General features: G+C 69.4%; 17 protein-coding genes. 8 read left to right on the top strand and 9 right to left on the bottom strand.

The genetic code is table 11. The annotated features are described in order from the left end of the window. Positions 1-9 precede the first annotated feature (9 nt). Positions 10-1,254: a pyruvate dehydrogenase complex dihydrolipoamide acetyltransferase gene (locus FHR90_RS02685; RefSeq protein WP_176623566.1), complete on the top strand. Its 1,245-nt coding sequence runs from the start codon at positions 10-12 to the stop codon at positions 1,252-1,254. A gap of 1 nt (position 1,255) precedes the next feature. Further along, positions 1,256-2,653: a dihydrolipoyl dehydrogenase gene (gene lpdA / locus FHR90_RS02680; RefSeq protein ID WP_176623568.1), complete on the top strand. Its 1,398-nt coding sequence runs from the start codon at positions 1,256-1,258 to the stop codon at positions 2,651-2,653. Positions 2,654-2,671: 18 nt separating this feature from the next. Here lpdA and FHR90_RS02675 read toward each other — a convergent pair whose 3' ends face one another. From FHR90_RS02675 to FHR90_RS02660, 4 genes are all read right to left on the bottom strand, one after another. Further along, positions 2,672-3,241 (bottom strand): biliverdin-producing heme oxygenase, encoded by a 570-nt coding sequence (locus tag FHR90_RS02675; protein ID WP_176623570.1) that lies wholly within the window; start codon positions 3,239-3,241, stop codon positions 2,672-2,674. Further along, the gene (locus FHR90_RS02670; RefSeq protein WP_183274714.1) at positions 3,238-5,448 is read right to left on the bottom strand and encodes a histidine kinase dimerization/phosphoacceptor domain -containing protein; all 2,211 of its coding nucleotides are present in this window, start codon (positions 5,446-5,448) and stop codon (positions 3,238-3,240) included. Before FHR90_RS02670 ends, FHR90_RS02675 begins: the two co-directional genes overlap by 4 nt. Positions 5,449-5,537: 89 nt before the next feature. Continuing rightward, positions 5,538-6,770 (bottom strand): PepSY-associated TM helix domain-containing protein, encoded by a 1,233-nt coding sequence (locus FHR90_RS02665; RefSeq protein WP_176623251.1) that lies wholly within the window; start codon positions 6,768-6,770, stop codon positions 5,538-5,540. 10 nt (positions 6,771-6,780) lie between these two features. Further along, positions 6,781-8,859: a TonB-dependent siderophore receptor gene (locus FHR90_RS02660; protein ID WP_176623253.1), complete on the bottom strand. Its 2,079-nt coding sequence runs from the start codon at positions 8,857-8,859 to the stop codon at positions 6,781-6,783. A 242-nt stretch (positions 8,860-9,101) separates the two neighbouring features. Between FHR90_RS02660 and lipA the strand changes: the two genes are divergently transcribed. The 3 genes from lipA to FHR90_RS02645 all read left to right on the top strand — a co-directional run bounded on the left by lipA (position 9,102) and on the right by FHR90_RS02645 (position 10,912). Next, positions 9,102-10,076 (top strand): lipoyl synthase, encoded by a 975-nt coding sequence (lipA, locus tag FHR90_RS02655; RefSeq protein ID WP_176623255.1) that lies wholly within the window; start codon positions 9,102-9,104, stop codon positions 10,074-10,076. A 3-nt stretch (positions 10,077-10,079) separates the two neighbouring features. Further along, the gene (locus FHR90_RS02650) at positions 10,080-10,550 is read left to right on the top strand and encodes a type II toxin-antitoxin system RatA family toxin (protein ID WP_176623257.1); all 471 of its coding nucleotides are present in this window, start codon (positions 10,080-10,082) and stop codon (positions 10,548-10,550) included. 113 nt (positions 10,551-10,663) lie between these two features. After that, positions 10,664-10,912 (top strand): hypothetical protein, encoded by a 249-nt coding sequence (locus FHR90_RS02645; RefSeq protein WP_176623259.1) that lies wholly within the window; start codon positions 10,664-10,666, stop codon positions 10,910-10,912. Positions 10,913-10,927: 15 nt separating this feature from the next. Here FHR90_RS02645 and FHR90_RS02640 read toward each other — a convergent pair whose 3' ends face one another. The 3 genes from FHR90_RS02640 to FHR90_RS17710 are packed head-to-tail and all read right to left on the bottom strand — an operon-like array spanning position 10,928 to position 14,014. Further along, on the bottom strand, positions 10,928-11,440 hold the full coding sequence (locus tag FHR90_RS02640; protein ID WP_183274713.1) for a CinA family protein: 513 nt from the start codon (positions 11,438-11,440) through the stop codon (positions 10,928-10,930). Further along, a complete protein-coding gene (locus FHR90_RS02635; protein ID WP_176626920.1) occupies positions 11,437-11,949 on the bottom strand; it encodes a phosphatidylglycerophosphatase A family protein in 513 nt (170 codons plus the stop codon). Before FHR90_RS02635 ends, FHR90_RS02640 begins: the two co-directional genes overlap by 4 nt. Position 11,950: 1 nt before the next feature. Beyond that, on the bottom strand, positions 11,951-14,014 hold the full coding sequence (locus tag FHR90_RS17710; protein ID WP_183274712.1) for a transglycosylase SLT domain-containing protein: 2,064 nt from the start codon (positions 14,012-14,014) through the stop codon (positions 11,951-11,953). Between the two features lie 136 nt (positions 14,015-14,150). Here FHR90_RS17710 and dapA point away from each other — a divergent pair, with 136 nt between their 5' ends. Both dapA and smpB read left to right on the top strand, forming a co-directional pair. Further along, a complete protein-coding gene (dapA, locus tag FHR90_RS02625) occupies positions 14,151-15,068 on the top strand; it encodes a 4-hydroxy-tetrahydrodipicolinate synthase (protein ID WP_176625849.1) in 918 nt (305 codons plus the stop codon). Continuing rightward, complete coding sequence (smpB, locus tag FHR90_RS02620; protein ID WP_176625847.1) at positions 15,065-15,553, top strand: SsrA-binding protein SmpB; 489 nt, start codon at positions 15,065-15,067, stop codon at positions 15,551-15,553. Before dapA ends, smpB begins: the two co-directional genes overlap by 4 nt. A gap of 223 nt (positions 15,554-15,776) precedes the next feature. On the opposite strand, the gene FHR90_RS02615 is transcribed toward smpB, so the two are convergent. Next, the gene (locus FHR90_RS02615; RefSeq protein ID WP_183274711.1) at positions 15,777-16,931 is read right to left on the bottom strand and encodes an MFS transporter; all 1,155 of its coding nucleotides are present in this window, start codon (positions 16,929-16,931) and stop codon (positions 15,777-15,779) included. Between the two features lie 107 nt (positions 16,932-17,038). On the opposite strand from FHR90_RS02615, the gene FHR90_RS02610 reads away from it, so the two are divergent. Beyond that, positions 17,039-17,929, top strand: coding sequence for a LysR substrate-binding domain-containing protein (locus tag FHR90_RS02610; RefSeq protein WP_266152647.1), 891 nt, complete (start codon positions 17,039-17,041; stop codon positions 17,927-17,929). Positions 17,930-17,933: 4 nt separating this feature from the next. Here the strand turns inward: FHR90_RS02610 and FHR90_RS02605 are convergent, their stop codons facing one another. After that, positions 17,934-19,484, bottom strand: a complete 1,551-nt coding sequence (locus FHR90_RS02605; RefSeq protein WP_183274709.1) for a hypothetical protein — start codon at positions 19,482-19,484, stop codon at positions 17,934-17,936. Positions 19,485-19,496: the final 12 nt, after the last annotated feature.

Genomic DNA, 19,496 nt, shown 5'->3' with positions numbered 1-19,496 from the left:
GCAAGCGAGATGGCCACCAACATCCTGATGCCCGCGCTGTCGCCGACGATGACCGAAGGCACGCTGGCGCGCTGGCTCAAGAAGGAAGGCGATTCGGTGAAATCCGGCGAGGTGATCGCCGAGATCGAGACCGACAAGGCGACGATGGAGGTTGAGGCCGTCGATGAGGGCATCCTCGGCAGGATCCTGATCGCCGACGGCACCGAGGCGGTCGCCGTCAACACGCCGATCGGCATTCTCGTCGAGCAGGGCGAGAGCGTTCCGGAATCGGCCGCGGCCGCGGCGTCGAAGCCCGAGGCGACACCGGCACCCGAGCCGGTCAAAGCCGAGGCGCCCGCGCCGAAGCCCGTCTCCACCTCGGCAGCGCCCGCTGCCAGGCGGGTCATTGCCTCGCCGCTAGCCAGGCGTCTCGCGAAGGAGCAGGGCATCGATCTGTCGACGCTGAAAGGCAGCGGTCCGAACGGCCGTATCCTGCGCCGCGACCTCCAGTCTGCACCAGAGGCTGCGCCGGCTGCCGCCGCTGCAAAGCCCGCGACCGCAACCGGCATCGCCGCGCCGCATCAGGCGATCAGGAACTCCAACATCCGCAAGGTCACCGCGCGCCGGCTCACCGAGAGCAAGCAGCAGGTCCCGCATTTCTACGTCACCATCGACGTCGAGCTCGACCGGCTGCTTGATCTGCGCAAGCAGCTCAATGCGCTCTCACCCGCAGAGGGCCCGGACGCGTTCAAGATGTCGGTCAACGACATGCTGATCAAGGCGGCGGCCGTGACGCTGCGTCGCGTGCCCAAGGTCAATGCCAGCTACACTGACGCCGAGACCATCCTCTATGACGAGGTGGATATTTCGGTCGCCGTCTCGATCCCGGATGGGTTGATCACGCCGATCGTGCGCAGCCCCGATCGCAAGACCCTGCCCGAGGTCGCCCGCGAGGCGCGCGTACTGATCGAGAAGGCGCGTGCCGGCAAGCTGCGCCCCGAGGAGTTCCAGGGCGGGACGTTCTCGATCTCCAACATGGGGATGTTCGGCGTGCGCGAGTTCGCTGCCATCATCAATCCGCCGCAGGCGGCGATCCTCGCCTTCGGTGCGGGAGATCGGCGAGCGGTGGTGCGCTCAGGCGACAAGCTCGAGATCGCGACCGTGATGAGCTGCACGCTGTCGGTCGACCATCGCGTCGTCGATGGCGCGCTGGCAGCGGAGTTCATGGCAAAATTCAAGGAAGTCGTCGAACACCCGATGACTCTGGTGATCTGAGATGGCCGAGCAGACTTTCGACGTCATCATCGTCGGCGGCGGTCCGGGCGGTTACGTCACCGCGATCCGCGGTGTGCAACTGGGCCTCAAGGTCGCGGTGGTGGAAAGCACCCATCTCGGTGGCATCTGCCTCAACTGGGGCTGTATTCCGACCAAGGCGCTGCTGCGCTCGTCGGAGATCAACCACCTGCTGCACAATCTCGGCGAATTCGGGTTCTCTGCCGACAATGTCGGCTTCGATCTGCAGAAAGTGGTGAAGCGCTCGCGCGGGGTCGCGAAGCAGCTTTCATCGGGCGTCGCCCATCTGCTCAAGAAGAACAAGGTGCCGGTGTTTGATGGGCGTGGAAAGCTTGCTGGCCCGGGCAGGCTTCTCGTCGAGAAGGACGGCAAGACAACCGCCACGCTGAATGCGAAGCACATCATCCTCGCCACCGGCGCGCGTGCCCGGGTGCTGCCCGGATTCGAGATCGATGGTGAGCGGTTCTGGTCCTATCGCGAGGCGATGGTGCCGAAAGCCATGCCGAAGAGGCTGCTGGTGATCGGTTCCGGTGCGATCGGCATCGAATTCGCCAGCTTCTACCGCAACATGGGCGCGGAGGTGACGGTGGTCGAGATGCTCGACCGCATCCTGCCGGTCGAGGATGCCGAGATCAGCACCTTCGCCCGCAAGGCATTCGAGAAGCAGGGGATGAGGATCGTCACCGGCGCCAAACTCGGCACGCCCGAGAGACATGCCGACGGCGTGCGCATCGCCGTCGAGGCGGGTGGAAAATCCGAGACCCTCGACGTCGACACCGTCATCGTCGCCGCCGGCATCGTCGGCAATGTCGAGGATCTCGGTCTCGATGGCACCAAAGTGAAGGTCGAGCGCACCCATATCGTCGTCGACGGTTTCGGCCGCACGGGCGAGGCGGGCGTGTATGCGATCGGCGATGTCGCCGGCCCGCCCTGGCTTGCGCACAAGGCTAGCCATGAGGGAATCGTCTGCATCGAGGCGATCGCGGGGAAGAATCCGCATCCGTTCGAGACCGGCAATATCCCGGGCTGCACCTATGCGCGTCCACAGGTGGCCTCCGTGGGTCTGACTGAAGCGAAGGCGAAGGAAGCCGGCCACGAACTGAAGATCGGCCGCTTCCCGTTCATCGGCAACGGCAAGGCGATCGCGATGGGTGAACCCGAAGGCCTGATCAAGACCATCTTCGATGCGAAGACCGGTGAGCTGCTCGGTGCGCACATGGTGGGTGCGGAAGTCACCGAGATGATCCAGGGCTTCGTCATCGCGCGCACGCTGGAGACCACCGAGGAAGAGCTGATGCACACGGTCTTTCCGCATCCGACGGTGAGCGAGGCGATGCACGAATCCGTGCTTGATGCCTATGGCCGCGTGATCCACATCTGAACCCGTCGCGAGCGCAGCCTATCCGGCAGGGACACCGCCGCGGCCTGAATTCTCCCGCGCGCGGCTCAACTGCTCGAGAAAGGCCCGCTCGTAGAGCTCGAACACCGCGCCCGCGCCCCGCGCTGCGACGTCGAGAGCCGCAGCGTCGGCTGCGAAGGTGGCCAGCCATGCGACGAAGCGCTGCCAAAGGCCGGCATTCGCTCCATGAGCGAGAAAAGCCACCGGCGCCTCCGGCCAGGCGTCGATGACCTGTCGCCGCAGGACCTCGTTGCCGAGCCGGGATCCTTCGATCACGTACAGCGCCCCGAGCCGGGCCGCCGGATCATCGAGTGCGGGAGGCACGAGCACCGTGCCCGGGGCAAGTCCCAGCACTTTCAGATCGCCCAGCAGTGCATCCGTCCGCCGACGCTGCGACCAGTCCGGTGGCACCGGCCCGGCCGAGAGCACTGTCTCCAGCCCGGGCAGCACCGAGGCGTGCGCACACAGCAACGCGCCGTATCCCGAGCGTGTGCGCAAATCGAGCCCGGAGCCGAGCGCATCGACACGTGCGTGGAACGGCCGCGTCGCCTCGCGCAGCAGCGCCCTCACGGCTCGGGCGCGGTGATCGGCGCCACCAGCGTCAGGCTCAGTCCGCGCCGCAGCGCGTCGTCGGTGAGGGTGCCCCCCAGCCGCGCGACGGTGGCGCGCACCATCAGGCTGCCGAAGCCCGTGCCCTTGCCCGTCGCGCCCCCGCCGGCCTCGATTCCGGCGATATCACGCCCGACGCCCTGATCGGCCACCGTCAGCCGCACCTGGCCGCCCTGGCGGCCGAGCGTGACGGCGATCGGACCAGGCGCGCCGCCATAGGCGTATTTGGATGCGTTGATCACCAGCTCGACCAGCACGATGCCGACATGCATGGCGCGGTCGCCGGTCATCAGGATCGGCGTGAGAATCGAGCGGAGATGCGGCGCCCACTCCCCGCCAAGCGCCTGCCCGAGATCGCGCATCAGCTCGCCGAGATAGACGCGCAGGTCGACGGTGTCGGTCTGTTCGCGGCGGAAGAGCTGCCTGTGCACCAGTCCGATCGCCGCTAGCCGCGCCTGTGCCTGCACCAGATGGTCGGACACCGACCCCGGCCCCGCCTCGCGCGCCTGCAACGCCAGATACGAGCCGACGAGCTGGAGCGAATTGAGCATGCGGTGATCGATCTCGCGCATCAGCAGATCCTTCTGCCGAAGCAGCGCGTCGCGCTCGCCGAGCGTGCGCTGGAGCTCACGGTTCAGACGCGCGGCGGCACGATCGTCCTGTGCCTTGGCCAGCAGACGCTGGAAGTGCCGCGCCGCATCCACCTCCTCCTGGGTCCATGCTGCCGAGCGGCCACGCACGGATTCCACCCAGGTCGCGAACGAGGCGCGTGGCGTCAGGCTGCGGTCGTCATCGCTCTTGTCGGCCGTGTGCGGATTGCCCGCCCAGGCGATTTCCTCGCGCTGCTCCACCCGCGTCCAGATCAGCAGTTCGTGCGGATTGGGCATGCGCAGGCACAGCAGACCGCTCGCCCGGTCGGGCCACGCCAGGGCGGGGGCGTAGAGCGCCGACAGGCACTGCGTCTGCAACACCTGAGTCTGCGCTGTCAGCGAAGCGATCGCGCTGTCCCGGGCCCAGGCCACCAGCCCCTCGAGATCGGCTCCGGTCGGGGTGATGCCCCAAGCCGTGGCGTCATCGCCCATCACATGGATGAAACCATGCGCGCCGAAGGTGAGTGCGAGAATGTCGCCGATGCCTCCGAACAAGGCCGCGCTGCTCTTGTCGGTGTCGAAATGCGTCGCCAGCTCTTCCACCGCCTCGCGCAGCCGCAGTCGCTCGTCATAGGCGCCCGACTGCTCGCGGGCCCGGATCTGCCGCCCCAGCACGCCGGCCAGAGCGACACCGCGCAGCACCGTCTCGCGCGACAGACGTCGCGGGATGGCGTGGTGACAGGCCACCAGCCCCCACAGCCGGTCCTCGCACACGATCGAGAACGAGGCCGATGCCCCGACCTCCATGTGCCGCATGTATTGCAGATGCACCGGCGAGACACTGCGCAGCCCGGTATCGCTCAGATCGAGTCCGGCGAAACTCTCCGGGCGGATCGGGGCGGGCGTGTAGCCGACATCCGGAATCGCACGGGCCAGCGAGCGCAGATACAGCGCGCGCGCCTGTTGCGGGATGTCGGCGGCCGGGAAATGATGGTTGAGGAAGCTGTCCAGCGCGTCGCTGCGCGTCTCGGCCACCACCCGGCCGGTACCGTCATCGAGAAAGCGGTAGATCAGGACGCGGTCGAAACCGGTGATGCTGCCGAACGCGGTCGCACCGCGCTCGCACAGCGAGGCGATCTGCGGCGCCGCCTCGAACCAGCGCCCCAGGCTCTCCAGCTCGGCGAGGAGCTGCATCGCGCCACGGGGATCCTCGTCCATCGGTTCCAGCTCGATGAGGATCTGTTCGCCCTTGCGATGGGCCACCGCCACGAAGGTTTCGCTGCGGCCGGCGATGGTGCCGTCGAGCACGACCAGCGGGTCGGGCACGGTCGGCGCCTCGTCCGCGAAATGCCGGGCGAGGTGGTGTGCGGCCTGGATGCCCAGCAACTCGCTGACGGGACGGCCGAGAACCGGATCCGTCAGCCGCGCCTCGACCTCGCCGGCGCAGGCGACCACGACCAGTGAAAGTCGGTCGGCGACCAGAAGCAGTCCGTGCGGCTGGATGGCACCGGGACGGTGGATCGGCTCACGATCGCATTCGGTGAGGTTCAGGACCGGGGGATCCGTGATGAGGGTCATAGCCGGCTCCTTGTTCCCCGGGCCATATCAGGGGATCGTCTCAGCCCGTTTGCCGGCTGTCTGTCCGTTCGCTGGCTGTTGCCTTGCTGTCATTCGGTCAACGTCAGCCGTTTTACACTATGGTCGCTTTTCCTTCGCTTGCCTAGCGCATCGCCGCTCCCGGCCAGGCGGCGGCGCGCCATCGACAGGCGGGAACGGCGCTTGCGCCACCAGATCAGCACTCCGGTGACCGACAGCATCGCCGTCGCCACCCCGCTCACCGCGACCAGGATCCGTCCCGTCAGCCCGATCAGGCGTCCGTCATGCCAGGGCAGTTGCAGGGCGAGTACCACGTCGCCGGCGCGACCGGTGCCCGGATGCAGGACCTGGGTGCGGCCGGACGCATCGATCCGCACGTGCCATGAGCCGAAACCAGTGCCGCGTGTCGTGCCGTCCTGGCTGAAGTAGAAGGTGGTCGTTCCGCCGAACCGGAACAACCCGGAGGGCCGCCCGCCCTGCCAGCCCGCCGCACGCGCCGCGTGCCAGGCCGCATCCTCCATCCGGTCGAGATTGCCCGGCTGTCGCGCGTCAGCCGCTGGCGGATCGTCCGCGGCACCCTGGACCGGCAGCAGATACGCCACCACCCTCTCGAAGCTGCGCGGCAGGGTCAGAGAGATGCCGCTGATCGCGATGCCGAACAACACGACCCACAGCCACAGCGACACCGCCCGGTGCAGGTCGAACAGCCGCCGGATGCCGCCTCGTGCGAGGCTGATGGTCCAGGCCAGCCGCCACTGCTTGAGCGCGATCTGCCGTCGGCTGACCAGATGCGGCGGCAGGGTCAGCAGGAAACCGTTGATGCAATCCAGCGCCCAGGCGATCGCCACCGCGCCCAGCAGCCATTGGCCGAACACCCCCAGCGCGAGCGAATCGTGGATACGGTAGATGAACGGGATCAGCACCCGCCGCGACACGCAGCACCCGCCGTACAGCCGCCCGCCCAGCACGCGGCCGGTGGCCGGATCGGCGAAGATCTCGTCCTCGGCGAGCGGCGCACCGCCGCGTGGCGAGAGGAACGCCACCGCCGCGCGCCCCGGCGGCGGGCGGTGGATGATGTAGCTCACGCTCGCCTGCGGCCGTTGCGCCTCGATATGGTCGATCAGCTCCTGCGGGGGCAGGCCCGGTCGCGCGGCCACGTCGAACAGGTCGGGGTTCAGCCATGCGTCGAGCGCGTCGTCGAAGACGATGACGCTGCCCGTCAGCCCCTCGCAGACCAGGAACGCCGCCAGGGCGAGCCCGACCCAGCGATGCAGCAGCAGCAGGGTCGTGCGCGACGCCAGCATCCGGTGACTGCTAGAAATGCCAGGCGAGACCGCCCATTACCGTGCGGCGATAGCCCTGTCCGCACCACTCGCCGTAATAGCACGAGGCGATATAGGCGCGGTCGAACAGGTTGTTGACGTTCGCGGTCAGCTCGAAGCCCTTCAGGCGCCGGTCGGCGACCCCGAGATCGTATCGTGCCACCAGGTCGAACAGGGTCACGTCGCCCACCGAGTAGGAGTTGTCCACGCTCGGCTTGCTGCCGGTGTAGCGCATCCCCGCCCCGAGGCTCAGCCCGGTCTTCGGCAGGCTGTACATCCCCCACAGCGACACCGCGTTGTGCGGCACCGCGGCCAGGCGCTTGCCCTTCAGCCCGGTATTGTCCTTGGTGTAGTAGGCGTTGATGTAGGCGTAATTGGCGATGAGCTGGACATTATGCCACGTCGCCCGCGCCTCCGCCTCGATGCCCAGCGAACGTGCCTCGCCGGCCTGCACATAGAGATAGGGGTTGAGCGGCGACGAGCCGGTCAGCAGGTTGTTGCGGGTCAGGTCGTAGCCGTCGAGCGTGAGGAGGATGTTCCGGCCAGGAGGCGCGTATTTCACGCCCACCTCGTACTGCTCGCCGCGCTCGGGCTTGAACGGCTTGCCGTTGGCATCCGTGCCGGCCAGTGGGCTGAACGACTGCGAATAGCTGAAATACGGTGCGATCCCGTTGGCGAACACATAGTTGATGCCGGCGCGGCCGGTCGAGGCGCTGTCCCACTGGGTCGAGCGCGAGTTGTTGGAGGGCGTGCGGGTGATGGTGCCTGCCCAGTCATGCCGGCCCGACAGTGTGAGGACGAAGCGGTGCCAGCGGAGCTGGTCCTGCAGATACATGCCATACTGGGCCAGCGTGACGTCGGTCTTGGTCTTCGCCGGCGGCGTCACCGCGAGCGTGTAGTCCGGGTTCTTCCAGTTCAGATCCGGCGGCGGCACTGCGCCGGCCCCACCGCCCACATAGCCGAAGCCGGAATCATAGGCGCTGTCGAGGTGCTGGAAATCGAATCCCGCCAGCACCGTGTGCGAGACCGTCCCGGTATGGAACTTCGCCTCCGCCTGGTTGTCGGAGGCATACTGGTCCGACCACTCGGTCGAGGCGGCGATGCCGCGGTTGATCGTGTATGGCGTGGTGGTGTCGATGGAGGAGGCATAGACGCTGCGGTAATCCAGCGCCACATGGAACCAGCGGTCGTTGCTGCGCAGGGTGAGCCAGTCATTGACCCGGCGCTCGAACTGCAGGCCGAACGAGCCCTCGGTGCGATAGAAGCGGTTGAAATTCGTGTCGCCGGTGAAGAAACCCATCGGGACGTCCATGCCGCGCAGGATGCCGCTGTAGCCGCCGCTCTGAGGTGTCCATTCATACAGGCCGATGAAATTGATCGTGGTCTTCTCGTCCGGTCGCCAGCTCAGCGAGGGCGCGACCGCCACCTCCTCGTCGCGCGTGTGATCCGTCTGGTCGTCCTGGCTGCGTGCGACCGCGGTGACGCGGAAGGCCCACTTGCCCGATGCATCGAGCGAGCCGGACACATCGCCGAACCCCTGCGCATGGCGGAAATTGCCTCCTTCCACCGCAAAAGTGCCATGCAGCGGACCGGGCTCGGGCAGGGTGGTGGTCTGGTCGAGCACGCCACCGGCGGCCGCCTGGCCATACAGCACCGAAATCGGGCCATTCAGCACATCGACGCGCCCCAGCACCATCGGATCGACCTGCGGGGCGGCATACTGGCCATTGGAGAGCAGCTTCAGCCCGTTGTAGTACGTGTCGGCGTCGAAGCCGCGCACGCTGAGCAGGTCATAGCGCGCCGCATCGCCGCCGCGCGTCTCCGGCGTCACGCCCGAGACATAGCGCATCAGCATGTTGAGGTTCTGCGCATCCATCAGCCGGATGGTGGACTGGGTGACCACGCTGACCGATTGCGGAATCTCGGTGATCGGCGTGTCGGTCTTGGTGCCGGCGGCGGAGTTCTTGGCCACCGGACCGCGCTGGACGCCATGCACGACGATGGTCTGCTGCGTCTCATCGGGGGTAGTGGCGGGAGCGGTGTTGTCTCGCGCCCGAGCCGGAACCGACATGAGCCCGAGGGCGCCACTGGCGGCTATGAGAATTACTCGCATTTGCATGCGTCCGCATAGGCGCTGCCCGTGGTTCGGCGCAAGACCGATCCATTCGTCGCGAACGTACATCAACGGCTGCTGTGGCCGGAACGCAACGGCGTCGATCGGCCCGCCATCGTCTCTTCCGGCGCGGCTCGCGCTTGACGATCCGCGACCGCAGGTCCACTTGCTAGGCCGAAATCAGGCGGGGGGCGGGCGCGGTGGCGACGCGACTGGTGATCGATCATCGGCGGGAAGGGCAGGGCACGCAGGCAGGTCTGCGCCATCCCGAGAAGGCGCATCGTCCCGACAACCCGATCCGGCGCAAGCCGGACTGGATCCGGGTGCGTGCGCCCGGTCATCCGGTCTATCACGAGACCCGCGCCCTGATGCGCGAGAACAACCTCGCCACGGTCTGCGAGGAGGCGGCTTGCCCCAATATCGGCGAGTGCTGGTCGCAGCGTCACGCCACGATGATGATCATGGGCGAGATCTGCACCCGCGCATGCAGCTTCTGCAACGTACGCACCGGCCTGCCGGAAGCGCTCGATGACGGCGAGCCGCAGCGCGTCGCCGATGCGGTGGCCAGGCTGGCCTTGCGCCACGTCGTGATCACCTCCGTCGACCGCGATGATCTGCCCGATGGCGGGGCGGCGCATTTCGCCGCGGTGATCGGCGCGATCCGCGCGGCCGCGCCCGACACCACGATCGAGATCCTGACACCGGACTTCCTGCGCAAGCCCGGCGCGCTGGAGATCGTCGTCGCGGCGAAGCCGGACGTGTTCAACCACAATCTCGAGACCGTGCCGCGGCTGTACCCGTCGATCCGTCCCGGCGCGCGCTACTACCAGTCGCTGCGCCTGCTCGATCGGGTCAAGCTGCTCGATCCCACCATCTTCACCAAGTCCGGTCTGATGGTCGGGCTCGGCGAGGAGCGCCCCGAGATCCTGCAGGTGATGGACGACATGCGTGTGGCGGACGTCGATTTCATCACCATCGGCCAGTATCTCCAGCCGACCGTGAAGCATGCCGCGCTGGAGAAATTCGTCACCCCCGACGAATTCGCCGATTATGCGGCGATGGCCCGTGCCCGTGGCTTCCTGATGGTCAGTTCCACGCCGCTGACGCGCTCCTCCTATCACGCCGATTCGGATTTCGCGCAGCTGCGCGCCGCACGACTCGCCCGTTTCGGCTGAGCGATGCCCACCTATGCGGAGAAACGCGCGCTCCCCTTCAGCGCGGAGCAGATGTTCGACCTCGTCGCCGATGTCGGCGCCTATCCGCGTTTCCTGCCGTGGTGCACGGGTGCGCGTATCCGCAGCCGCAGCGACACGGAGCTGGTCGCCGATCTCTCGATCGGCTTCGGCCCGTTCCGCGAGAGCTTCACCTCCCGCGTCGCCCTCGATCGCCCCCGTCGCGTGCGGGTGCGCTACGAGAACGGCCCCTTTCGCTACCTCAACAACGAATGGTCGTTTTCCCCGGCCGCCGCCGGTCAGGGCTGCACGGTGGATTTCTTCGTCGATTTCGAGTTCCGCAACCCGATCCTCAAGAGCGCGATCGGCGTGGTCTTCAACGAAGCGGTACGCCGGATGGTCAATGCCTTCCTCAGGCGCGCCGAGGATGTCTATGGCGCGCGGCGCCCTGTGACGGATGGACGGCCGGCGACGTAACGATTATCCGGGAACCTGCGGGTGCCTGCGCCGTTGGGTCGGACATGCGAGCCGCAGAACGGCCCGTGCCGTGTGTCGCGCACGCGGCTGAGGTTAACAGAGGAAAGATCGTCATGAACATTGTCGCCAAGTTCGCCGCCGCCGCCGCCGTGGCCGCGCTGGCCGTCTCCCCGGTGGCCGCTTCCGCTGCCACCAAGCATCACGCTCACACCGCCAAGCACGTCAAGGGCAAGCATATGGCGAAGGAGTCCGAGGGTGATGCCGCCGTGGCGCGCCTGAACGAGCAGTCGCTGCAGCAGGCCCGTACCGCCAACACCCCGGCGCCCGCGGCCCCGGCCGAAGCCCCGGCGCAGCCCCAGTAATCTGGCGGTCGATCGTCAGGTCATCGACGGCGGGCCCTCGGGTCCGCCGTTTTCTTGTCTGCCTCCCCCGATTGCCTCGGCGATCAGCGCCAGCGCGGCGTCGACACTGGCATCGCGCACCGCCGCCCGATCACCTCCGAACCGGTAGCGTCGCGCCGACACTCCGCCGGCAGACGCGATCGCGAGCCAGACCAGCCCCACCTCGCCGTCCGGGCCGGCCTGGGGACCGGCATAGCCCGTCGCACTCACCGCCAGATCCACGCCGAGACGCGCCCGTGCTCCGCGTGCCATCGCGCAGGCCACCGCCTCGCTCACCGCGCCCTCGACCGCCAGCAATTCGCGCTCCACGCCCAGCAGCGCGTGCTTGGCCGCGTCGGTGTAGGTCACGAAACCGCCCACTACACAGGCTGACGCGCCCGCCATCGCCGTCAGCCGCGCGGCGATCAGCCCGCCGGTGAGGCTCTCGGCGGTTCCCACACGCAGCCCGCGCGCGATCAGTGCCGCCACCAGCGGGGCCGCGTCCCTCATGCGACCCCGCCCCAATATGCCGCCAGCCAGCGCAGCCCGGCCAGCACGATCGCCGCCCCGAGACCTGCCAGCAGATCGTCGCCCATGATTCCCGCGCCCCCATGCTGCCGGTCGGCCCAGCCCACCGGTCCGGGCTTGGTGATGTCGAACAGCCGGAACAGCACGAACGCCATCACCCCGCCGATCAGTGCCACCCGCACGTCCCGACCGGCCGCCAGACCGGCCAGCGGCAGCATCGCCAGCAACTGGCCGGCGATCTCGTCGATCACGATCCAGCCATGATCGTCACCGTCCGAGACGCGCGCGATCGCCCATAGCCCGGCCAGGGTGGCGGCCGCCGCCGCCGCAAGCAGCCCGATGACGCCGCCTGCGGCCGAGCCTGTGGCCCACAGCACAACGCCACCGATCCCCAGGCCCAGCAGCGATCCGAACGTACCCGGTGCGCGCGGGGCGAGGCCGCTGCCGAAGCCGCAGGCGATCAGCCAGGCAAGCCTGTCGCTGCGTGCCATCTCAGGGCCGCCCACCACGATGGGCGCGATAGACGGCCGCGTTGGCCAGCACATACTGGACATAGTCGCGCGTTTCGCGGAACGGGATCGCCTCGATCCAGTCGACCACCACCTGCTCGCCGCCGGACGGCAGCGGCCCCGGCATCGGGCTGCCGAGCCACAGGTCGAGCCGGTGCGGGCCGGCATTATAGGCGGCCACCGCCACCGGCAGGCTGCCCGAGAAACGGTTCACCAGCCCGGCCAGATAGGCCTCGCCGAGCGCGATGTTGACCTGCGGCGCATCCAGCAGCATCGCCACACTCACCGGCGGGATCACGCCGGCCTGCGGGTCCCGCCGGGCGATCTCGTTGGCGGTGCCGGGCAGAAGCTGCATCAGCCCGCGCGCGCCGGCGGGGCTGCTGGCCTGCGTGTCGAAACTGCTTTCCTGCCGGATCAGCCCCGCCACCAGGCCCGGCGGCAGCGCCGGATCGCCAGGCACCGGCCAGGGCGAGGGCCAGCCCGGATCGAGCAGCGGCACGCCCTCGCGGCCGACCATGCGCGAGATTGCCACCGCCGCCTCCGGCAGGCCGAGATGCAGCGCCTCGGACGCCGCCATCGCACGCGTGACCGGGTCTGTATCGTCGATCGCGATACGCAGCAGGAAGCCGCGTGCCGGCACGGTCTGCTCCCAGCCGACCAGCAGGGCGGTGGCCCGGGCGAAGGGGCGGGTGGCGAAATCGAGCGCCTGGGCGCGGGTCCATTGCGGTTGCGGCAGGGCGGCGAGCGCGCGCGCCAGTTCGGCGCTGAACCGCATCGCCGCGGCACTGCGCAGCCCCGCGGTGGTGAACGGGTCGAAGGCCGGGGCGGCATCGCCGTTCAGCCGGCGGGCGAGGGCGAGCTGGCCGTAGAAAGTGGTCGGATAGAGGCTGGCGGCCTGGTCCTCGGCCTCGATGGTGGCGCGATCGGTGCTGGTCCGCGCCAGCCAGTAATGGGCATGGGCGAGGCTGGCAGGCGCACGGGCGGTGCGGGCGAGGGCTGCGAACGCGACATTGGCGGCCGCGATGTCGTGCATGCGCCAGGCCATCCAGCCGCCGAGCGACAGCAGCTCCGCCCGCGCCGTCCGGTCGCTGATCGATGCAGGATCGGCGATCCGGCGCGCCTCCGCCTCGCGTCCGGCTGAAAACAGGTCGCGGGCGAGGGCGCCGCGCTCCGCCCCCGCCGACGCATCGGACAGGGCTGCGGCCGGACCCGACCACAGGGCGATGGCCGCATCGAGATTGCCCCGGCGGTGCAGGGCGTGGGCGAGGTCGCGCAGCAGCGCCGGGTCGGCATTGCCCCTCGCCGCGAAACTCTGGGCCACGAAGCTCTGGGCCGCGGTGACCGCCGTCGCCGGCGTGCGCCGCAGGGCGAGTCGCAGTTGCCGCGCCGCATCGACGCGCCCGGACATCTCGTCGGCGGCCGGCAGCGCGTTGCGGGCCAGCAGGGCGTCGAACCGGGCGGCATCATCGCCGGGCGTGACCACTCCGGCCCAGCGGGCGAGGAAGGCACGCGCATCCTCCGGCCGGCCGAGTCCCGAGATCCAGGCCTGACGCAGCAGCGCCGCAAACCCCGCATCCGCTGGCGTCAGCACCGACCCGCAGGCCGTCAGCGTCGCCAGGCTGGGCGTGGTCGCGGCCAGTCTCGCACCGCTGCAAAGGGCCCGCAGCACCGACGGGTCGTGCTCGGCCGCCAGGGCCTGGCTCAGCCGTGCCGTCAGCACGCTCCGGCCCGGCCAGCCGGCATGGGTGTCGAGGAAGGCGGCGATCTCGGTGGCACTGGCCGCATCCGGCGTCTGCAGGCGCAGCCAGTCGACCAGTTCCGGCGCCAGCGGGTCCGCCCCGCGGGCCGCGAGCGCGCGGGCCTGCGCCCAGTTGCGGTCGCGCAGCGCCTGCGCCACCGACGGGTCGGGCTGGGCGTCGTTGACGGTGACGCCGTTGCTGGCCGGACTGCCCGGCAGCGGGGCGCCAACATTCGGCTGACAGGCGGCGAGGCCGAGCACGAGTGCGAGGAGGGCGGGTTTCGCCGGGAGCTTGGTCGATCTGGGCACGGGCACAGCTTCGGGCGGAAGGCCCGCCGCCGCAAGCATGCCGGTCAATGCTTGCGGAGCGGGGGGTGTCTGCCTAGGTTCACGCTTCGCGACGGCGCCGGCAGGTGGCGCGGATCGCAGCGGAGAGTTCTGAGGGATGTTCAAGGGGTCCATCGTCGCGTTGATCACGCCGTTCGGGACGGATGGATCGCTCGACGAACCGGCGCTGGAAGCGCTGATCGACTGGCATGTCGCCGAGGGAACGCATGGTCTGGTGCCCGTCGGCACCACCGGCGAGAGCCCGACCCTGACCCATGCCGAGCATCGTCGCGTGGTCGATCTCACCGTGCGCCAGGCCGGCGGACGCGTTCCGGTGATCGCCGGCGCGGGGTCGAACTCGACCCGCGAGGCGCTCGATCTCACCCGCCACGCCCGTGAGAGCGGCGCCGATGCGGTGCTGGTGGTGACACCCTATTACAACAAGCCGACCCAGGAAGGCCTGTACCGTCACTACATGACCATCGCCGATGCGGTGGAGATCCCGCTGGTGATCTACAACATTCCCGGCCGCTCGGTGGTCGACATGAGCGTCGAGACCATGGCGCGGCTCGCGCGGCATCCCAACATCATCGGTGTGAAGGATGCCACCGCCAATCTCGCCCGGCCGCTGGCGATCCGCCGCGCCTGCGGGGCGGGGTTCAACCAGCTTTCCGGCGAGGATGCCACCACCGTCGCCTTCCTCGCCTCCGGCGGCGAGGGCTGCATCAGTGTCACCGCCAATGTCGCGCCTGGGCTGTGTGCGCGCGTGCATCGGGCCTGGGCCGAGGGCGCGGTACAGGAGGCGATGGAGATCCAGCAGCGCCTCTATGCGCTGCATGAGGCGATGTTCGTCGAGAGCAATCCGGGCCCGGTGAAATACGCCCTCAGCCTGCTCGGCCGCTGCACCGAGACGGTGCGCCTGCCGCTCGCACCGATCGGGGACGCGGCGCGCGCACGGGTGCGCGAGGCGATGGACGAGGTCGGTCTGGCCAGCGCCGCTGACCGTGCCGTACCCGAGGTCGCGCTGCCCGGATGAGCAAGTCCGACAAGACGAAGTCCGGCCTGATCGCGCACGGCATCGCCTCGCAGAACCGCAAGGCGCGTCACGACTACACCATCCGCGAGACGATGGAGGCGGGGATCGTGCTCAAGGGGCCGGAGGTCAAGAGCCTCCGCCACGGCCGCGCGACGCTGACCGAGGCCTGGGCCGGAGAGCGCGACGGCGAGCTGTGGCTGTTCAACTGCTACATCCCCGAATACCAGGGCGGCGTGCTGTCGCGCTTCGAGCCGCGCGCGCCGCGCAAGCTGCTGCTGCACACCAAGCAGGTGAACCAGATGCTGGGCGCGGTGCAGCGCGAGGGCGCCACACTGGTGCCGCTCGACATCCATTTCAATGATCGCGGCATGGCCAAGGTGCTGCTCGGCGTCGCCGAGGGCCGCAAGAAGGCCGACAAGCGCGCCGCCATCGCCGAACGCGACTGGGCCCGCGACAAGGCCCGTCTGCTGCGCGCGCGGGGCTAGCCGCGCGGGTTCTGGAGCGTCACAAGCTTGGCGACCGCCTCGCGTATCGCCCGCAGATCGGTCCGGTCGAGCAGCGTCGACGCCGACCTCCGCCACGCTGCGTGACAGTCCGGGACAGGCCACCCCCCGTCACAAGGACACGCCGCGCCAGTTCGAGCGCGCCCGGCTGATCACGCCGGAAGCGGTGGTCGCGACGATCGCCCGGGTGATCGGATAACGCCGCTCACGAGACCGCCACCCGGCGTCGCGTCCCCAGCAGCACCCAGCCCAGACCGAGCAGCGACGTGACCGCGCCAGCGAGCGGGATCGCGCCATAGCTGAACCCCGCCGACAGCATCGCCCCGCCGAGTGCGGCGCCGAGCGCGTTGCCGAGATTGAACGCGCCGATATTGACCGAGGAGGCGAGGTTGGGCGCGTCGGCGGCTGCACGCATCACCTGCATCTGCAGGGGTGGGACCAGCGCGAAGCTCGCCACCCCCCACAGGAACACCAGCACCGCCACCGCCTGCTCATGCGGCAGCAGCACCGCGAAGGCCACCAGCACCAATGCCAGGCCGGTCAGCGTGGCGATCAGCGTGCCGTTGACCGAGCGGTCTGCATAGCGGCCGCCGATCCAGTTGCCGACCGACAGCCCCACGCCCCATAGCGACAGCATCGCGGCGACGAAGCCGAACGAGGCGTGGCTGCCGCGTTGCAGGATCGGCACGATATAGGTGAATACGGTGAACATCGCCGTCGAGCCCAGCACTGTCAGCCCCAGCGCCGCCAGCACCTCGCCACGCATCAGCACGCGCAGTTCGGCCCGCGCACTGCCGTGCGCCGGCGCGGGCTGCCGGGGCAGGGTGAGGGCGAGGGCCGCCACGATGGCCATGCCGAGCGCCGCGATCACCCCGAAGGTGGCGTGCCAGCCGAACCGCTCGCCGATCCAGGTGGCCAGCGGCACCCCGGCGACCGTGGCCAGGGTGAGGCCCATGAACATCGTCGCCACTGCGCCGGCGCTGCGCTCGGCCGGCACCAGCGAGGCGGCGACCACCGCGCCGACACCGAAGAACGCGCCGTGGTTGAACGAGGTGATCACCCGTGCGGCCAGCAGCAAACCATACGAATGGCTCAGGGCGGCGAGCCCGTTGCCGAGGGTGAACAGCAGCGCCAGGCCGATGAGCAGGGTGCGACGCGCGACGCGGCCGGTGCCCAGCGTCATGACCGGTGCGCCGATCATGACACCGAGCGCATAGGCGCTGACCAGCATCCCCGCGCGAGGGATCGATACGTCGAGGCTGGCGGCGATCTGCGGCAGGAGCCCCATCGGCGTGAATTCGGTCATGCCGATGCCGAAGGCTCCGAGGGCGAGGGCGAAGAGCGCGGGAGGGGTCTTCATGCACGCGGCCTTTGCGATGTCGATGAATGTCGTCCGCAAAGATGGACGGGCCATCCGGTCCGGATTAGACCGAAACGATGCGAAGCATCTTTGAACCAGACGCAAAGGTGAACGGAACCGACCGGGCGCGCGCGCTGAGCCTGTTCGCTGCCGTGATCGATCACGGCAGCTTCTCCGCCGCCGGCCGCGCGCTGGGCCTCACCCCCTCCGCCGTCGCGCGCGCCGTGGACCGCATCGAGGCACGGCTCGGCGTGCGGCTGCTGCTGCGCAGCACGCGCGCACTGTCGCCCACGGCGGAGGGGCGATCGTATCTGGGCGTCGCCCGACGCATCCTCGCCGATCTCGACGAGGCCGAGCAGGCGATTGCCGATCGTGGCGCCCCGCGCGGGCGCCTGCGGGTCAGCATGGCGCTGGCGCATGGCCGCCTGGCCGTGGTGCCGCTGCTGGGCGCGTTCATCTCGGCCTATCCGCATATCCGGCTCGATCTCGGCACCACCGACCGCGTGGTCGACATCGCCGCCGGGGAGGCGGATGTGGCGATCCGCTTCGGCCCGCTGCCGGACAGCACGCTGACCGCGCGCCGGCTCGGCGAGACCCGGCGCGTGATCGTCGCTTCGCCGGACTACCTGGCCCGTCGCGGCACGCCGCTGGTGCCGGAGGACCTGCTTGCGCATGACTGTCTGAACTTCAATTTCCGCCGCGCCGAACCGAGCTGGCCGTTCAGGCGCGACGGGCGCGACTTCGCGCTCGCCGTGCATGGCAGCATCGAGGCGAATAACGGCGAGACCCTCGGCCAGTGCGCGCTGGCCGGGCTCGGCATCGCCCGCGTCGGTGTCTTTTCGGTCGAGGCCGAGATCGGCGCTGGCCGCCTGGTGCCGCTGTTGGAGGCGTTCAATCCGGGCGATGTCGAGCTCATCCACGCCGTGTTCGTCGGCGGCCAGAACCTGCCGGCCAGGGTGCGGGTGTTCGTCGATTTTCTCGCAGCGAGGCTGGGATAGGGGGCTACTGCGGCAGTGGCGGCAGGGTCGGGGTGCGGGTGGCGTCGAGATCGAGCGTGTTCAGCAGGCCGATCGTCGCGTCCATCGAGCCGGTATTGAGCGCGCTCAGCGCGATCGGCTGGGCCGGGCGCGCCGCGATCGTCAGGGCGCCGCCCTGGGCCAGGAAGGCGCTCAGCCCGGGGGCGAGACGCGCGCCGGCCTGGCCGAGCGGGGCCAGCATCGCCTGCACGCGGGCCGAGAGCAGGGTGGCGACGGCCTCCGGCGTGCTGCCCGAGGCGGCGGCGCTGCGTTTGAGCAGCGCGTCGCGCAGGCCGCCATCGGCGATGGCGAGCGTGGCGGCGGAGAAGACCGCGCCGGCCAGCAGCTCGTGCGGCGGCAGGCCGGCATCGAGATCGTGCGGGTCGATGCGCCCCTGCATCGACAGCCGTAGCGTGCCGACATGGTCGAACGAGATCTGGACGGCCCGCAGGTCGAACACGCCGGTGGCATTGTCGCCGCTGCCGCGCGCGATCAGCGCGCCATGCACGCGTCCGTCGTCGAACGTGCCGGGCATCAGCGCCGGCAGGTGCCCGGCCGGCAGGTCGATGCCGTCGACATCGAGATCGCTGCGCGTTTTCGGGGCGGTGTCGTGTTCCATGAGCCGGATGTCGCCGAAGCGCAGCTCGCCGGATGCCGGAGGTGCTTGCGGCCTGCCGCCCTCCACCGAGGCCACCAGCCGGACCAGATGCAGTGTGGAGGGCTGGCTGAGCCGGCGTGGCCCGTCGCTGCGTCCGGCGGCCAGATAGGTGGCCTCGTCGGCCAGCCGGACGTGCTCGAGCGAGGCGGAGTCGAGGCTGAGCGAGGCGGTGCGCGTCACCTGGAACTGCGGACCGAGTTGCTGCGGCGTGGCAGGCACGGTGTAGCTCAGCCCGGTGACGGCCAGCCCGTCGATCGTCACATCGGAGCTCTGCTGCGGGCCGAACGCGGTCAGTCGGGCCGATCGGGCGGTGATCACCTGCGGCTGCGGGCCGTCCGTGGCGGCAGCCGTCGCCGCGATCGTCGCCCGCACGTCGTCCAGGCGCAGCGTGCCGGCGGAGAGGTGCTGCGCGACGGCGGCGGCGCGCATGGCCGGTGTCGGCCCCTCGGTCACCGTCGCGGACGATGCAGGCGTCAGTGTCAGCGGGGTGGCGTCGTCGCGCAGGTCACTCCCGTCGAGCGTGGCGGCGGTCAGCGTGATGTCTTTCGTGGCCGAGGCGACATGCAGGCTCACTGCCGTCGCATGCAGGTGGCGCAGACGGTGCGGGCCGTCGGGCGCGAGGTCCACATGCCCGGCGGCGAGGGTGCTGCCGTTGGATTCACGCAGTTCGACCGCATCGAGGCTCGCCGAACGGCTGAACGCATGCGGCGTCGCCCGGGTATAGGTCAGGCTGGCGCCCGGTGGCAGGCTGGCCCGGAACGTGGCGATGTCGCGCTCGAGCGTCGACTGCGCGATGTGGGGCAGCACCACGCCGGCACCGATGCCCGCGATGGCGAGAACCGCGACGGCGACGCCGCCGAACAGAACAGAACGTCTCACCCGAGCCCCTTC

Source organism: Endobacter medicaginis, assembly GCF_014192375.1.
Taxonomy (GTDB): Bacteria; Pseudomonadota; Alphaproteobacteria; order Acetobacterales; family Acetobacteraceae; genus Endobacter; species Endobacter medicaginis.
The sequence above is the reverse complement of the archived record's forward strand: the minus strand, read 5'-3'. Positions and strand labels throughout refer to the sequence as shown.

Coding starts and splice junctions, on each gene's coding strand:
- FHR90_RS02685 (WP_176623566.1), top strand. CDS start 10: ATGGCCACCAACATCCTGATGCCCGCGCTGTCGCCGACGATGACCGAA.
- lpdA (WP_176623568.1), top strand. CDS start 1,256: ATGGCCGAGCAGACTTTCGACGTCATCATCGTCGGCGGCGGTCCGGGC.
- FHR90_RS02670 (WP_183274714.1), bottom strand. CDS start 5,448: ATGACCCTCATCACGGATCCCCCGGTCCTGAACCTCACCGAATGCGAT.
- FHR90_RS02665 (WP_176623251.1), bottom strand. CDS start 6,770: ATGCTGGCGTCGCGCACGACCCTGCTGCTGCTGCATCGCTGGGTCGGG.
- FHR90_RS02660 (WP_176623253.1), bottom strand. CDS start 8,859: ATGTCGGTTCCGGCTCGGGCGCGAGACAACACCGCTCCCGCCACTACC.
- FHR90_RS02650 (WP_176623257.1), top strand. CDS start 10,080: ATGCCCACCTATGCGGAGAAACGCGCGCTCCCCTTCAGCGCGGAGCAG.
- FHR90_RS02645 (WP_176623259.1), top strand. CDS start 10,664: ATGAACATTGTCGCCAAGTTCGCCGCCGCCGCCGCCGTGGCCGCGCTG.
- FHR90_RS02640 (WP_183274713.1), bottom strand. CDS start 11,440: ATGAGGGACGCGGCCCCGCTGGTGGCGGCACTGATCGCGCGCGGGCTG.
- FHR90_RS02635 (WP_176626920.1), bottom strand. CDS start 11,949: ATGGCACGCAGCGACAGGCTTGCCTGGCTGATCGCCTGCGGCTTCGGC.
- dapA (WP_176625849.1), top strand. CDS start 14,151: ATGTTCAAGGGGTCCATCGTCGCGTTGATCACGCCGTTCGGGACGGAT.
- smpB (WP_176625847.1), top strand. CDS start 15,065: ATGAGCAAGTCCGACAAGACGAAGTCCGGCCTGATCGCGCACGGCATC.
- FHR90_RS02615 (WP_183274711.1), bottom strand. CDS start 16,931: ATGAAGACCCCTCCCGCGCTCTTCGCCCTCGCCCTCGGAGCCTTCGGC.